The sequence below is a fragment of the Paenibacillus sp. AK121 genome (assembly GCF_019042715.1).
Lineage (GTDB): Bacteria > Bacillota > Bacilli > Paenibacillales > Paenibacillaceae > Paenibacillus > Paenibacillus polymyxa_C.
In genome coordinates this window covers 1-16,098 of sequence record NZ_JAHPJM010000023.1, presented here as the reverse complement: position 1 = coordinate 16,098, position 16,098 = coordinate 1, and the positions used below count along the sequence as shown (strand labels likewise).

Annotated in this window: 14 protein-coding genes; 2 read left to right on the top strand and 12 right to left on the bottom strand. The window is 47.8% G+C overall.

The window, feature by feature from the left end; all coding sequences use genetic code 11:
• Positions 1-10 precede the first annotated feature (10 nt).
• Positions 11-1,117 carry a sensor histidine kinase gene (locus tag KSP24_RS24140; RefSeq protein WP_045245410.1) on the top strand — a complete coding sequence of 369 codons (1,107 nt, stop codon included), beginning with the start codon at positions 11-13 and terminating at the stop codon, positions 1,115-1,117.
• Positions 1,118-1,132: 15 nt separating this feature from the next.
• Here the strand turns inward: KSP24_RS24140 and KSP24_RS24135 are convergent, their stop codons facing one another.
• The 10 genes from KSP24_RS24135 to KSP24_RS24090 form a co-directional block, all read right to left on the bottom strand.
• The gene (locus KSP24_RS24135) at positions 1,133-1,888 is read right to left on the bottom strand and encodes a LutC/YkgG family protein (RefSeq protein ID WP_216977016.1); all 756 of its coding nucleotides are present in this window, start codon (positions 1,886-1,888) and stop codon (positions 1,133-1,135) included.
• Entirely contained in the window at positions 1,881-3,401 is a 1,521-nt protein-coding gene (locus KSP24_RS24130) for a LutB/LldF family L-lactate oxidation iron-sulfur protein (RefSeq protein WP_216977014.1), read from the bottom strand. Before KSP24_RS24130 ends, KSP24_RS24135 begins: the two co-directional genes overlap by 8 nt.
• Positions 3,398-4,126 carry a (Fe-S)-binding protein gene (locus tag KSP24_RS24125; RefSeq protein WP_013370980.1) on the bottom strand — a complete coding sequence of 243 codons (729 nt, stop codon included), beginning with the start codon at positions 4,124-4,126 and terminating at the stop codon, positions 3,398-3,400. The genes KSP24_RS24130 and KSP24_RS24125 overlap by 4 nt, the downstream gene beginning before the upstream one ends.
• Positions 4,127-4,292: 166 nt before the next feature.
• Entirely contained in the window at positions 4,293-5,051 is a 759-nt protein-coding gene (locus KSP24_RS24120) for a DeoR/GlpR family DNA-binding transcription regulator (RefSeq protein ID WP_013370978.1), read from the bottom strand.
• A gap of 20 nt (positions 5,052-5,071) precedes the next feature.
• Positions 5,072-6,547 carry a rhamnulokinase gene (gene rhaB / locus KSP24_RS24115; RefSeq protein ID WP_216977011.1) on the bottom strand — a complete coding sequence of 492 codons (1,476 nt, stop codon included), beginning with the start codon at positions 6,545-6,547 and terminating at the stop codon, positions 5,072-5,074.
• Positions 6,544-7,764 (bottom strand): L-rhamnose isomerase, encoded by a 1,221-nt coding sequence (gene rhaI / locus KSP24_RS24110; protein WP_013370976.1) that lies wholly within the window; start codon positions 7,762-7,764, stop codon positions 6,544-6,546. Before rhaI ends, rhaB begins: the two co-directional genes overlap by 4 nt.
• A 264-nt stretch (positions 7,765-8,028) precedes the next feature.
• The gene (locus tag KSP24_RS24105) at positions 8,029-10,098 is read right to left on the bottom strand and encodes a bifunctional aldolase/short-chain dehydrogenase (RefSeq protein ID WP_216977009.1); all 2,070 of its coding nucleotides are present in this window, start codon (positions 10,096-10,098) and stop codon (positions 8,029-8,031) included.
• Positions 10,099-10,404: 306 nt separating this feature from the next.
• Positions 10,405-11,046, bottom strand: coding sequence for an acetyltransferase (locus KSP24_RS24100; protein ID WP_090735195.1), 642 nt, complete (start codon positions 11,044-11,046; stop codon positions 10,405-10,407).
• Positions 11,043-12,182: a DegT/DnrJ/EryC1/StrS family aminotransferase gene (locus KSP24_RS24095; protein WP_216977007.1), complete on the bottom strand. Its 1,140-nt coding sequence runs from the start codon at positions 12,180-12,182 to the stop codon at positions 11,043-11,045. Before KSP24_RS24095 ends, KSP24_RS24100 begins: the two co-directional genes overlap by 4 nt.
• 33 nt (positions 12,183-12,215) lie before the next feature.
• Positions 12,216-13,082, bottom strand: a complete 867-nt coding sequence (locus KSP24_RS24090; RefSeq protein WP_216977005.1) for a glycosyltransferase family 2 protein — start codon at positions 13,080-13,082, stop codon at positions 12,216-12,218.
• A 243-nt stretch (positions 13,083-13,325) separates the two neighbouring features.
• Between KSP24_RS24090 and KSP24_RS24085 the strand changes: the two genes are divergently transcribed.
• The gene (locus KSP24_RS24085; RefSeq protein WP_216977003.1) at positions 13,326-14,855 is read left to right on the top strand and encodes a glycosyltransferase; all 1,530 of its coding nucleotides are present in this window, start codon (positions 13,326-13,328) and stop codon (positions 14,853-14,855) included.
• A 129-nt stretch (positions 14,856-14,984) separates the two neighbouring features.
• On the opposite strand, the gene KSP24_RS24080 is transcribed toward KSP24_RS24085, so the two are convergent.
• Both KSP24_RS24080 and KSP24_RS24075 read right to left on the bottom strand, forming a co-directional pair.
• Positions 14,985-15,329: a magnesium transporter MgtE N-terminal domain-containing protein gene (locus tag KSP24_RS24080; RefSeq protein WP_216977001.1), complete on the bottom strand. Its 345-nt coding sequence runs from the start codon at positions 15,327-15,329 to the stop codon at positions 14,985-14,987.
• Positions 15,330-15,401: 72 nt separating this feature from the next.
• On the bottom strand, positions 15,402-16,098 hold a 697-nt coding region (locus KSP24_RS24075; protein WP_216976999.1), incomplete at its 5' end, for a BspA family leucine-rich repeat surface protein.

The window sequence follows — 16,098 nt, the reverse complement described above, 5'->3', positions numbered from 1 at the left end:
GACTTGCGTCTTGAAGGCAAAACGATACGATACGCTGGGATGGAAGCTGGCAGCCCTTAGCCTTGCCGCCTTCACTTTAACTGGACTAATTTTAATGGTGTTTTATTATGGAGCGTCTTTGCTGTTATGGCTGAATCCCTCGCGTTCTTTTTTTGGCACTCGGCTGATCCGCTGGACCGTCAATCACATTGGTTCCTCACTGATCTTGCTGGTGTGTGGGCTGCCTTTATATATTTATTTCTTTTTCCTTTTTACCAAAAATACGATTGGCTATCTACGCGAGATTACGACAGGGATGCAGAATTTCGCGGACGGAAATTTATCCTATTCGATTCCGGTATCTTCCGCAGATGAACTGGCAACCTTGGCAAAAAATATGAACACCATGGCAGACAAGCTCCGTCTTTCAATAGAAGAAGAACGGGCTTCCGCCAAAGCGAAAAATGACCTGATCACTGGTGTATCCCACGATCTTCGCACCCCGCTAACATCGGTGATTGGCTTTTTGGAGTATATTGAAACCGACCGTTACCGGGATGAAATTGAGCTACGCTATTATGTAAACATTGCTTATGAAAAATCGCTGACGCTTAAAAAGCTGATCGACGAGTTATTTGAATACACGCGTGTGAGTGGTGGTAGCCTGCCACTGGAGCTGGAACCTGTAGACCTCGGCAAATTGCTCACTCAACTTGCTGAGGAATTTGTACCCTCACTGGAACAGGCGGACATGTCCTATCGTGTCCGAATCGTTGAGCCTGTTCGGATTTTGGCTGACACGGACGAGCTGGTGCGCCTGTATGAAAATTTATTTTCCAATGCGATTCGATACGGAAAGGATGGTAAGCGTCTCGATATCACGATAGGACGTGAAGGCGATGAAGCGATAGTGATCTGCACCAACTACGGCACCCCGATTCCACCGGAAGATGTCCCACATCTCTTTGAACGGTTTTACAGAGTGGACAAATCACGCTCCAAGGAAACCGGAGGTACCGGGCTGGGCCTTGCTATTACCAAGAGCATTACCGAGCTACACAATGGCCGCATTTCGGTTAGGAGTAATCGCAAACAAACAGATTTTGAAACCCGTTTTCCGATCTATCGCGCCCGTTAGACGGGCAGTATAACGCTAACCAATCAACAATGTATAAACGATACCTGGTCCGTGTACACCGATCGTCAAATCATTTTCGATATCCGACGAGCGGCTCGGTCCAGTAATAAAATGAATGCCTGCGGGTAATTGCTCGCGCCCTGCTACGTCAAAACGGCTTAAAATCTCGCCCAGTCGTGTTCGCAGACGTTCCACGGGCAGGAGAATGATCAGCACGGTCGGCAGCAGACTGACCGAGCGCCCCTTCTCCGGCGAGGATAGCACCGCTACCGAACCGGTGTAAGCAGCCGCTTCGTCAGCGATGACGATGCCGATGTCTGCCTCCGCGGCGCGTACCTTCCAGTCTTCCGCTGGATCGGTGTTCCACACCGACAGTCGGACTTCCGGCAGCGCTGCTTCCAACTGGAGCGCCTCCAGGTCCGGCTCATTCTGCCGGACGATATAGGCCGCTCCCAGCTCTCGCGCTTTGTTCGCGATCCAGTCTGCCGTCTCCTTCAGATTCGGCAGACGCACGACATGTCCGCCAACACTTGTAAAGTTGGCGGTGAACTCCTCGATGCGCTGCTCCGCACTCCATTCGAATTCGTGCCAAAACGCTGGTGCGCCGCGAAACGGCTGCATCGGTGGCTCCGTCTGCCGCGGACGCTTGAGCCGCGCCGCAATGCCCTCCATAAAGCGTGCCTGCTTGACACGGGATTCTGATTGCATTTGATGAAGCCACGCCTCATGCTCCGCTTTTGCCTGCGCAGAAGGATTACGCTGTTCATTCATGCTGCATCCCTCCTTTTCTTCTATCCGCCAAGATCGTCTCCATTCGGCTGAGAATGTCCGGATGCATGACCTTGCGTTCCTGCTCCAGCTCACGCGCCAGTGTGTTCCAGTGCTGACGGAAGGATTTTTTTGCCAGACTAGGGGCCACACGGTACGTATTCCAGCCTTTTAAGGGGCCAAGCTTAAGAGTAATTTCTCCCTTACGAACGACCGCTTTCTGTGCGATCTGTCCGAGTCGGATCGCCGCAGCGAATCGCTTTGAGCTGGAAACTACTGACGCAAAACCTTTCATCGCTGCCGTCTCTAGATTATCCCCTTTTCCCGCCTCCACCTTGCGTCTACGCAAATAAACCAGCATATCATGCAGTGGTATTTTGACCGGACAGGCTTCATAACACGCCCCACACAAGCTGGACGCACTCGCTATATCGTTCCACTCTTCGATGTTGCCGTGAAGGGCAGGCGTAAGCACTGCACCAATAGGACCACTGTATGTCCCGCCATACGCGTGTCCCCCAATGTGTCGGTACACCGGACAAGCGTTCAGACAAGCACCGCAGCGAATACAATTTAACAGCTCCTGAAATTCGGGATTGCCTAGCTGAAGCGAACGCCCGTTATCTACGATGATAATGTGCATTTCCTCCGGTCCATCGGCATCCTGGCTGCGCCGGGGTCCTGAAATCCCCGACATATACATAGTCAGCTTTTGTCCGGTAGCGGAGCGTGGCAGCAATGTAGCCATCACCTCCAAATCTGTCCAGGATGGAATAATTCGCTCCATACCCATCAGTGTGATTTGCGTTTTGGGCAGAGTGGAAACCATACGAGCGTTGCCTTCATTTTCGAACAGGACCATGGAACCCGTCTCAGCAATGGCAAAATTGCAGCCTGTCATGCCAATATCCGCATCTAGAAACTTTTCACGCAGCTTTTTGCGGACAAAGCCCGCCAAAATCGTCGTATCTGCGGACAACTCCTCCCCCGCTTCTTTGGACAGCAGCTCGGCAATCTGATAACGGTTTTTGTGAATCGCAGGGATTACGATATGAGATGGCGCCTCTCCTGCCAGTTGAATAATGTACTCACCGAGATCACTTTCAATCGTCTCGATATCCGCACTTTCCAGCGCCTGATTCAAATGCAGCTCCTCCGACACCATCGACTTGGATTTGACGACAGAACGTGCTTGATTATGCGCAGCAATGTCCAGTGTAATGCGTACAGCATCCACAGCTGTGTCGGCAAAATGGATATGCACCCCGTTGGCACGGGCATTTTCTACAAATAGATTTAAGTAATAGTCCAGATGGGCAATGGTATGAAGCCGAATTTGGCGCCCCCGCTCACGCCATTCCTCCCAATTTCCATGCTGCTCAGAAGCTACCCGTTTACCGTTGCGCAGTCGCTCGGTAGTGAAACGAACTGCATTCCGTAGAAAATCGTCATTTAGAGCCAGCTCTGCACGTTCTTTGACCTTTTGGTTCATAGAATGGGTATGTACAGCGGTCATGCGTGCTTCACCCCTTCATACAGCAGCTCTGCCAGATGCATTACCCGAACTGGCTCTTCCCGATATCTGAGATTTCCGGCGATGTTCATCAAACAGGCCATGTCCAGTCCGACCAGCACCTCAGCTTCCGTCTCCCTGATATGGTCCACTTTTTCAGTCACCATCGCTCCCGAAATATCGGGCATTTTTACCGCAAAAGTACCACCAAACCCACAGCAGTCCTCAGCAAAAGGAAGCGGCACTAATTGCAAACCCTTTACGCTGCCAAGCAGCTTCATCGGTTCCTCTTTTACGCCGAGCAAACGTGTTCCATGACAAGACGGATGGTAGGTTACCGTATGAGGAAAAGACGCGCCCACATCGGTCACGCCAAGCACCTGTACCATAAATTGTGTAAACTCATACGTCTTTTGCTCCAGTCTCCGTGCCGAATCCAGCCACTCAGGCTCATCCTTAAACAACTCCGGGTAATGATGAATCATATATGTGCAGGAACCGGAAGGAGCTACAACAAAATCACTGTCATTAAACGCTTTCAAAATCGTTTTTGCAGCAGCCCTTGTTTCATCCCAATAGCCGCTGTTATAGGACGGCTGCCCGCAGCATGTCTGCACCTTGGGAAATTCCAGCTCGACACCATATCTGGCAAGCAAGCGGGCCATCGCTTCCCCTACCTTGGGATAAATCGCATCACTCAGGCAGGTAATAAATAAAGATACCTTCATACGATACACCCCTTCCGTCCATTTTCCAAAAGAAAACTTTCATCATAAGCATAGCTTGCAGCGGGATTCTTACCTATATAGGTCATACTCACCACAGAATCCCGCTGCAACAGCGATCGTAAGATCAAATGAACCGCAGAGCGACCTCACCCCGGAAACTACATGCTTACACAATCGTAACCGGGATGGACAGCTCTGCGAGCTGACTGCGAATCGGGTCCGACAACCGCGAATCTGTGATAATTTCGGACACTTGCGACAAGTTCACCACATGTGTAAACGCCTGCTGCCCGAATTTGCTCGCATCTGCCAGTAAAATCACGCGATCTGCAATGCTGACCATTTTCTGCTTCAAACGAGCTTGCAGCTCATTCGATTCACTAATGCCGCGATCCAGATGAACTCCCTGACTGGAAAAAAACAGCTTATCTACATAATAGGTTTCTAATGAACGCTCTGCGAGCGGGCCTACGAACGATAGTGAACGTTGAAGCAGCTGACCTCCCGTCGAAATGACCTCGATTTTTTCCTTACCTGCCAGCTCTGTAGCTACCCGAATCGAATTCGTCAGTATCGTTAAAGGAATATCCGGCAGACTGGACGCCATATACCAGGCAGTCGTACTGGCATCCAGCAAAATGCGATCATGCGGCTGAATCTGCTTGACCGCTTCCTCAGCAATCCGACGCTTTTCCTCTGCGTTCATAATTTCCCGTACCGCATATGGCGTTTCAGGCTGCTCGTTTTTGACACTAACCGCTCCCCCATGTGAACGGCGCAGTCGTCCCGCCTGCTCCAGACGATCCAGATCGCGGCGAATCGTTTCTTCCGTTACTTTACACAGCTCACTCAATTCGGACACCCGTATGCTTCCTCTTTCATTCACGAGCTGCACAATCATCTCATATCTTTCTGCGACCAGCATGACAATCTCACTCCACATCTTTAATGTACAAAAAGTCCTGTCACCCGCCGGAACTGCCCGTAGGCATCCTCCCACGCTTCTGACTCGGCAGGTTCATATTCCTCTACGGTAATCGAATCCGCAATGACCCGGCGTGCTTCCCATATATCGGCGAACTTTCCCTGTGTCATCCATTGTACCGCAAGATTACCGATTGCGCTCGCTTCTGCGGGACCCGTCCATACGGGTTTTTGAATCGAGTTGGCCGTCCATTGGCACAGCAAGCGATTTTGAATCCCACCGCCGACCATATGCAAGCCATTAAAACGCTGTCCTGACACTCGTTCTGTAAGCTCCAAAATGTAACGATACTTTAACGCCAGACTTTCCAGAATACAGCGTGTAATTTCGCCCGGCGTTTCCGGCAATGGCTGCCCGGTATTGCGGCAGTATTGGCGTATGCGTGTTTTCATATCTCCGGCATGCAAAAACAGTTCATCATCCGGGTCAATCAAACAAGTGAACGCTGGAGCCTGTTCTGCCATATGAACCAATTCAGGAAAGGAATAAGAGTTTCCCTGCCGCTCCCACTCTCTGCACGCCTCCTGTAGTATCCACAGCCCCATGATATTTTTTAGCAACCTGTAGGTTCGGTCCACGCCGCCTTCATTTGTAAAATTAAATCGAAGCGTATCATCATTGATTATTGGCTGTGCGGTTTCCGTTCCCATCAGGGACCATGTTCCGCAGCTCAAATAAGCAAAGGATCGCTCCAGCGCAGGCACGGCCGCCACTGCTGATCCTGTGTCATGCTCTGCTACTGCAATCACAGGAATCGTTCCAATGCCCAGATCCGTCATGACCGATGAACGGATTGTACCTGCAACACTTCCCGGCTCCAGTACCTCTCCAAACCAAGAGCGGGGAATGTTGATTCCGGACAAAAGCTCATCATCCCATTTTTGCTGTAACGGATGATATAATTGCGTGCTGGTTGCATTCGAAAACTCATGATACATTTCACCTGTCAGAAAATACCGCAGCAAATCAGGGATCATCAGAAAATGTTCCGCCTGCTCTAGCAAGGGTGATCTTGCATTTCGCATAGCAGCCAGCTGATAAATCGTATTAAACGTCAAAAACTGAATACCTGTACGCTGGAAAATAAACTCTTTTCCCAGTTGTTCCTGTACTTCTTCCATTACTCCATGGGTGTGCCAATCCCGATAATGATAAGGGTTGCCTAGCAATTCTCCGGTTTCTCCAATCAGTCCAAAATCGACCGCCCAGGAGTCAATCGCCAGGCTGGATGGATTCATTCCCATATGCTTGGCTTTGAGTAATCCTTGCTGAACCTCTTGATAGAGACGCAATATATCCCAGTGCAGACGCTCCCCAACCTTGACCGGGTCATTGGAAAAGCGGTGGATTTCTTCCACCACGATACGTGAATCTGTCAATTTTCCGAGTAGAACTCTGCCGCTGCTCGCTCCCAAATCATAAGCGAGGATGCTCACCAGCTCGCACCACCCTTGCCTCTTTGCAAAATCTGCGTACCATACTCAGACGCCAAGTAGGCTTTCATTGGATCTGCAGGTAATCCTTGCTCTTCACGGATCGCTTTAAGCAATGGGGCCACATCAAACTCAAATGCTTGGCGTACCGCATCCTCCGCACCCAGCACATCCTGACGGCTCGACGCTTCCTCCACCTCTGCATGATTAATCAAGAGTGCCTTCGCATATTGAGTCTGCACATTCAGTACCGAGCGAATCATGGCCGGAATTTTGGGTTCGATATTGTGCGACTGGTCGATCAAATAAGCAATTTTATCAACGGTATGGCGGATATCTGCATCAACATCCTGAGCTGCGTTCAAAATTTGGTAAAAGATTAAAAACAGCTCATACGGATTGGCAGAACCCACGATCAAATCATCATCCGCATATTTATAACTGTTAAAATGAAAGCCGCCCAGTCGTTTCTCATCCATTAAAAACGCAACAATATGCTCCACGTTGGCCCCCGGCAGATGATGCCCTGTATCCACCAGCACCTGTGCCTGCGGCCCTAACTTGGTCGCATAATGGTACGCCATGCCCCAATCGGCAATATCCGTATGGTAAAAGGCCGGCTCAAACGCCTTGTATTCAATCAGCATACGCATGTCTGGCGTGAGCGCCTTATACATTTCGCTGAGTGCCTCCAGCATCCAATTTTTGCGTTTGCGAATGTCCCCCTGACCGGGATAATTCGTTCCGTCTGCGAACCATAAGCTAAAATCGTTGGAGCCCGTTTCCTTTGCAATATCCACGCATTCCAGTAAATGGTTGATAGCCTTGCGGCGGATTGCCGGGTCTACATTCGTAACACTACCGAGCATGTAGTCCTCGTCTTGAAACAGATTGGGATTTACGGCCCCAATCTGCAGGCCAAGACTTTCGGCATGACTGCGAAGCTTACCGTAATTGTCTACTTTATCCCACGGGATGTGAATGGCAACGGACGGACACAAGCCTGTCAAGGCATGAACCTGTGCGGCATCCTCCAGCTTTTCGAACGGATCACGCGGCACGCCTGTTTTCTGAAAGACTTTAAAACGTGTACCTGAGTCGCCATATCCCCAGGACGGTGTTTCTATGCTTAGCGCTTTCAGCTTGGTCTTTACTTGCTCCAGGTCAATACCTCGTTGTTGTTGCTGCTCCTCAAATAAGGCGTACGCTTTGTCACTCATCGTGGTTCCTCCTTGAAAAGTAAGTGAGTTATGGGGGGGAGGCCGCTTCGCTGCTGACCACCCATAAAGTCACTTTTATTTTAAAGTGTTAGCGTGTATACAAAGGCATTCGCGCGTAAATAAGTTAACACAACTTATTTACGTGTTTGAAACTAATTAAAAACCTCTTCGTACTATGGGCTTGTGGCCTGGATTATTGCAGTAAATTAGTACATTAAATTAGTTTGCTATGATCCTAAGTGTTCTATTAACTGCCTCTTCTTCCTAGCGTGTAAAGGCTGCTGGGACGCCGCCGTCGATGGTCAGCATACATCCGGTCGTCTTCTCCGCCTTGGATGAGGCGAAAAAGGCAATGCCCTCTGCGATATCCTGCGGGTAAATGTTAACCAGCAGCGTCGTTCGCTTGCGGTAATGCTCCTCCAGCTGGTCTGGCTCGATGCCGTAGGCAGCGGCTCGCTCGTTACGCCAATTGGAGTTCCAGATCGCCGAGCCTTGCAAAATTGCATCTGGCAAAATGATGTTTACGCGGATACCGTATTCCCCACCTTCTGCGGCAATACAGCGGGCCAGATGCGCCTCCAGCGCCTTGACCGAGCTGTAGGCCGTTACATTTTTACCTGCATAGACCGAGTTTTTGGAGCCGACGAACACCATGCTGCCGCCAAGCGTCTGTTCCTTCATCAGCTTGAACGCTTCGCGTGCGACCAGAAAATAGCCTGTTCCCAGCACGTTCACGTTTAAATTCCATTCCTTTAATGACGTTTCATCAAATGGACTGGATGTAGCAAGACCTGCATTGTTTACGATAATATCTGCACCGCCGTAGGTTAGCGCCGTTTCGGCATAGGCAGCCTGAATCTGATCTTCCTGCGTCACATCCATTTTTACGGCGATGGCACGGTTTTCACCGTAACTGCTGTTTATGTCTGCGGCTACCTTTTGTGCACCTTCCAGATTGAGATCTGCCAATACGACATGCGCACCTTCATCTACCAAACGCCATGCAGTTGCACTGCCGATTCCGCCTGCACCGCCTGTAATGAACGCAATTTTGCGTGAAAATTCCGCTTCTGCTGGCGCCAGTGACAGCTTGTAAAGCTCTAGCGGCCAGTATTCCACGTTGTAAGATTCATTTTCACTGAGCGAAACAAACTCCCCTAATGCCGTTGCTCCTCGCATGACAGCAATAGCACGATGATATAAGGCACCGCTTACCTGTGCATTACTCCAGCTTTTGCCTGTGTTGATCATCCCTACACCCGGAATCAAGATTACACGCGGCGCTGCTTCAAATCTCACGTCTCCTTCATGTCGATTACGCTCGAAATAAGCTTGGTACTGCTCTTTATAGGCTGCTATACCCTCGGCAAGCTTAACTTTCAGCCCCTCAACATCCTCTATATCCGGTGTCCAATCTACATAGAGCGGTTTCATTTTGGTATGAACCAGATGATCCGGGCATGCTGCTCCAACCTGGGATAAAGCACTAGAATCCAGGCCGTTCACAAACTCCAACACATCCTCCGCGTCATCAAAAGTGAGAATCATCTTTTTCTCATCACTGACTGCACCCCGGACGGATGGCATGACCTGGGACACTATGCTACGGCGCTCCTCTGAAGTAAGCGCTTTATATTTTGCGCCTCCAAACCCCTGCTTTTCCTCTTGGCGAGCTTTAATATAGCTTTCTGCTTCTTGGATGATTTCGATCGTTTTGGCATAAGCCGTTTCGGATGTGTCTCCCCATGTAACCAAGCCATGCTTCTCCATCAATACCAACTCAGCTTGTGGATGATCGAGTACCCCTTGGGCAATCATTTTCGACAGCTTAAAGCCGGGACGGATATAGGGTACCCATACAAAACGGTCACCGAAAATTTCCTTAGCGATTTCCTTGCCGTTATGCGCACAGCATAAGCTGATAATCGCGTCCGGATGTGTATGATCGACATGCTTAAAAGGCAAAAAAGCATGCAATAGCGTCTCAATCGAGGCACGCGGATGCTTGGCATCAATCATACAATTCGCCAGATAAGCAACCATATCCTCGTCAGATATATCTTCCCGCTCAAACAAAGGACGGATATCCTCCATACGAAGTCCTGTGAAGTTATGCGCTTTCATTGTTGCAAGATCGGAACCGCTACCCTTAACGTACATCACTTCCACTTCACGCCCGCGGAAATCCTCTATCGTTGTTTTGGCCGAAGTATTGCCGCCTCCCCAGTTGCACACGCTCCTATCTGTGCCAATCAGGTTAGAACGGTATACGAGTTGTTCCAGCGTGCTTTTCTGCTCAGATGCTTGTGAAGAATTCCATAGACTTTGTACCATAGGAAAAAGACCTCCAAGTTCTGTTTTGGTTTTGAATTGTTTTATTAAGGTGGATATTTTTTTGTTTATGGAGACTATAACACTTTTGTTTTAATTTGAAAATATAAAATACAAAAATAATCAAAAATAAATTTTAATTTTATCCATATGTAACACGAATATATCGTCTAGCTTAAAATATAATAAGGCCGTGCCGGGGTCAGGTCATAAGAACCTTTTCCGGTACAGCCTTTTGACAGGTAAATCACTTTATTGCCAAGCATATTGCTGCAAATTTGATTACGCTCTATTTTAAAGGAAGGAAGATCAGAACATATCAAGTTGTTTTTTTACGACTGCTGGTACACCTGCAGCCATGGCAAATTCGGGTATATCCTCTTTAACAAAGGCCCCACCACCGATCATAGACCAGCAACCAATGTGACGTTTCTCCCGTACCGAGGCACCAATGCCGATATAGGCACCCTCATCTATGGTTACATTGCCTGCCAGATTCACACCCGGGGCTATGGTTACATAATCGCCAATAACCGCATCATGACTCACGTTAACACTCCGATTGATAATTACATGCTGTCCGATCTTAATATTGTCTGACAGGACAGCCCCTTCAAAGACCATGCTTCCTTCTCCAATGGTGTTTCTTCGAGACAAACGAATACGGGGATGTATTAGCGGAGCTGCGATACGAAATCCCGATTGAATTGTATTATTAACGAATCGCTTCTTTAATGCCGGGTCACCCACCCCCGCACAGATCAGCTCCACCTCATATTTTAACGCTTCAATGTCATTCAACGTCCCCAGTACAGGAACGCCATTTACGATCTGCCCTTTCATCTCAGGTCGTTCATCCAAAAAACCTGCCACTTGCACTCCCAGCTCTTCACATAACCAGTTGATTTCCCTTGCATGTCCGCCCGATCCCCAAATCACGATTTTCCTCATCCGGTTGTCTCTTTTCCCAGGCCTCCCAGAACATTCACAATTCTTCGAACAATGATCTCGTCCAGTTCCTCCCACAAGGGCAGGCTGACAATATGTTTGGCAATATGTTCGGTAACATGAAGAGTAGACCGCGTATAGCTTTGGAACTGCTTCTGCTGATGGCACGCCGGAGAAAAATAGGTTCTGGCTTCTATTGAATTTGAGGCTAATAACTTAACGACCTCTTGATTCGTGTGTGAATCCGTACTAAGGAGAGGGATAAATTGATGGACAACTGATCCTTGCGTTTTTTGTATAGACCATCCTCGTTCTAATAAGTCTGCTTGAAGCAGTTCTTGAAGATAATATTCGTAGATCGTCCTTCTGTTCTCCCGTACAGTCTTAAAATGATCGAGGGTGGCTAAAGCGATAGCAGCGGTATACTCGGATATCTTACTGTTAAGACCTTGGGTGACAGACTCCCTGCTGCTGGAGAAACCGAAATTCCCTGCCTGACGAATTCGCTTAATGAGATCTTGGTCCAGACTGTATACCAATCCACCCTCTCCGATACCAAAAGATTTGGTGGCATGAAAGCTGAATACTACGGCCCCTCCAAAACCTTTGCCAAAATGGGTGGCTTCCTCGGGTGTTATCGTTCCAAAGCTGGCAGCAGCATCAATGACTACCGGAATTCCCTGTTCCTGCAGCTTATTATATACGGATAAATCAATGGCTGTACCGAAAGTGGCATATGGAACGATTACCGCAATCTCATCTCCCAGCAGCTTGACTGTCTGCTCTAACTGCTCCCTATTCATTTGCCAATTCTCCGGTTCAATGTCAAGGAAGTAGGGTTCTAACCCACACCACTCAGCAGCAAGTGGGGTGGCCGCAAAAGTAAAACTTGGCATAACTGCATATTTGCCCTGTGGTCGCTTGCTTTGGGCGATCGCCAAAATCAAGCCAATAGTAGCGTTATGAACGGTCACAGCCGAACCGATTCCATCAAACATTTGCGCAATGACCCGCTCTTCAAACAGGTTATTTAAGGGACCATAATTGGAGTAAATCCGGGTCTCTTCTATTTTCTCAAAATTAGAAATAAATCGTTCCTTTTTTACTAAATTAGGTCGTAAAAAGGGAATATCGAACATGAGCCAGCCTCCTTCGCATATGGGATGAGCAGACTAGGATTCCAATGTTTTTAATATCATTTCAATTCGCTCGATATCTGCAACAAATTGTGGACGACCCCTTATACGTTCCTGATAAGCATGAAGTGCAGTTTTAAACAAATCATCAGTATCAAGAAATCCATCATCTCTTGAGGCAATCATAATATCTAACCATTCCGTGAACGCATTTTGACCAAGCGTCTGATTATTTTGATTGGGATGTATTCGGAAATAGCTTAGTGCTTCAGGAATATAAACTGCTTTTCCTTTGGATAGTAAGTTCAACCAGGAAGCTAAATCATTAAGAAGAGAATACTGTTTTCCTTTATAAACCCCAAACCGTTCGATAAGATCTGTTTTTTTGAAAAACACTGTCGTAGGTTCACCAATCACATTTAAACAACGAGTTAATGCAACGTTTGCCAACATTCTTCCGTCCATTATCCTTGTTTCCTCGTACAGTCTTTCCGTTGCATAGAGCGGTGGGAGAATAGTCCCTGATTCATCCATGGTTTGCCGATACGAGGTAACCAGTGTGATGTTTTCGAAATTTTCAAAAAAATAGATCATCCTTGCTATTTTTTCTTTTTGAAACATGTCGTCATCCATCAAATAATTGATATATTCACCTGACGCCAAATCAAAACATTTATGCCAATTTCCTAGAAAAAGATTTTTATCATTTTTATAATATTTAATTTTGGGAAAAGAATCTAAATAAGAATCAAGCATTTCTTGTACTTCATTCGTTGTACTGTCATCACAGATAATGATTTCGATGTTCGGATAAGTTTGTTCCAATACACTGTCGATGGCGATTTTTAGTGTATGCGGCCGATTATATGCAGGTATAACTACACTTACTAATGGGCATTGCACGCTTACTCCACCTTTCCTTTATGCTTAGGTGTCTACGCCGGAGGTTTCAAACGATTTAATTTGCTATGTTCACATGGGCTGGCATTTTCCTCACATCCCCGAACACATACACATACATATACATATATATTGCTGAAAAATAAAATGATGCCGGGAAAATGGATGTTTCAATAAAAACAATACTAACATCTGAATCGGCACCTCCCTCTCGTTGGTGTTCGAAACTGGTAAAGGGGAATGATCATGTCATTGAATTTCACTCCGCTACTGACAGCTCATTTATTTGTATCGAAGAAGGTTTTAAAGGATCATGTAAAAGAATTGATAGATAGATTGGAAGAGAATCACATTACAATAAACTTGTATGAGGCTGATCAACCACTTATAGACAATAGCCTCCAAAAACCTCGGGTTTACGTCTCGCTCGGAGAAGAGTGGGGAGAATTTTCAGCACTAAAAGCGTTACCTGGTCACGAAAAAAAACGCTGGTTACACTTCCAATCACCAGACGAAATTCAACCTATGCATTTATTTTTCTGCTGGCTTAAGGCAACAGATCCTCTTCCGGAGAATAGAACGATTCCTCCAACACATTTCCCTTCAAACACACCTTTAATATCCGTGTTTACTGCCAGTTACAGATCAAAAGAAAAAATTCAACGACCTTATCAATCTTTATTAAAGCAGACCTACAAGAACTGGGAATGGGTAATCGTGGATGATTCCGGTGATGAAGATGAGACATACAAGGAGTATTTACTACCTTTAGAGGATCACCGTGTGCGAAGATACCGCCAAGATTCCCGCAATGGTTATATAGGGGCTATCAAAAGGTTTGCAGCCGGTCTATGTACAGGGGAAATTTTAGTAGAAGTTGATCATGATGATGAGCTAACTCCTGACTGCCTAGAGAAAATCGTCAAAGCATTTCAACAAAATCCTGACTGTGGCTTTGTTTATGGGGATTGTGCTGAGGTGTATGCAGGGAGCAATCATGCGCATTGGTACGGCTGGGATTGTGGCTTTGGTTACAGTATTCATTATCGAGTCTGGCTGCATGATATGAACAGATGGCAAAATGTACAAAAACATACGACCATTAATGGCAAAACCATTCGTCATCTGGTCGGTTTACCCAATCATCCACGTGCGTGGACGAGGGACTGTTATCATCTGATCGGAGGCCATCGCAATGAACTACTGGTAGCAGATGATTACGATATGCTGGTCCGGACGTTTCTTTGCACTAAATTTGTAAACATCCCCGATTTGATATATATCCAATATCGTAACGAACAAGGAAATAACACTACATTCCTCAGAAATAAGCAGATTCAGATTCTTGTAGGGGAACTATATAGATCTAATTTTCAAAGGATTCAAATGAGATTGAAAGAATTCGATTTACCACAGCTATTGCCTTATCGTCGTATATGGGAGACTTCTACGGATGATCCTGCCCGGAAATCTGCTCACGTTATTCAAGAAGATACCTCAAGATTCTCGATATTGTTCCCTATCCCCCATTCCTGCCCTGAAATAGAGCATACGCAATTAAATAAGACACTCCAAAAGGGCATTGAGAACAACTTTAGGGAGATCGAAATTGTGGTTGTAGGTCGAATTCCATCAGAAATCGAAACCTATGCCTCCAAAGCTCCCAGGGGAGCCATACGATGGTGGCCTATGGAGCCAAATGATTCATTAGAAACTTGTATTCAATATGCAAAATTTGTTGCGTCCTGTAAAGAGAAAGTGGTTGTGTTGCCCTAAATTACAACAATGCTGAATAGAATATAAGTCAACAATTATTTTCCAATACCTTTGTCGAAGTATCCTGGAATTATTTCCATGAAGCTTCGACAAAGGTTTTTTTGTTACAGCAGAACTGCAAACATGAACTTAAGACAAAAAAAGGACCCAAAAGTTATAAATAACTTTTGAGTCCTCTAAATATACCCTGACCTTAAGCTGGTCCTTGCTCACCTTGAGGTCCCTGAGGGCCTTGGTCACCTTGGACGCCTTGAACTCCTTGAGGGCCTTGGTCGCCTTGCGGTCCTTGAACTCCTTGAGGGCCTTGGTCGCCTTGGACGCCTTGAACTCCTTGAGGGCCTTGGTCGCCTTGGACGCCTTGAACGCCTTGAGGACCTTGGTCGCCTTGGACGCCTTGAACTCCTTGAGGACCTTGGTCGCCTTGGACGCCTTGAACCCCTTGAGGGCCTTGGTCGCCTTGAGGGCCTTGAGCACCTAGAGGGCCTTCAGCACCTTGTGGACCTAGAGGGCCTTGAGCACCTAGAGGGCCTTGAACACCTTGTGGACCTAGAGGGCCTTGAGCACCTTGGACGCCCTGAACACCCTGAGGGCCTTGGTCACCTTGGGCTCCTTGAACGCCTTGAGGTCCTTGGTCGCCTTGGACACCTTGAACGCCTTGAGGTCCTTGGTCGCCTTGGGCTCCTTGAACTCCCTGAGGTCCTTGGTCGCCTTGGACACCTTGAACTCCCTGAGGGCCTTGGTCGCCTTGGACACCTTGAACGCCTTGAGGTCCTTGGTCGCCTTGGACGCCCTGAACACCCTGAGGTCCTTGGTCGCCTTGGGCTCCCTGAACACCTTGAGGTCCTTGGGCTCCTTGAACGCCTTGAGGGCCTTGGTCACCTTGGGCTCCCTGAACTCCCTGAGGTCCTTGGTCGCCTTGGGCTCCCTGAACTCCCTGAGGTCCTTGGTCGCCTTGGACACCTTGAACACCCTGAGGTCCTTGGTCGCCTTGGACGCCTTGAACTCCTTGAGGTCCTTGGTCGCCTTGGGCTCCCTGAACTCCCTGAGGTCCTTGGTCCCCTTGGGCTCCTTGAACTCCCTGAGGTCCTTGGTCGCCTTGGACGCCCTGAACTCCCTGAGGTCCTTGGTCGCCTTGGACGCCTTGAACTCCCTGAGGTCCTTGGTCCCCTTGGACGCCCTGAACTCCCTGAGGTCCTTGGTCGCCTTGGACGCCTTGAACTCCCTGAGGTCCTTGGTCCCCTTG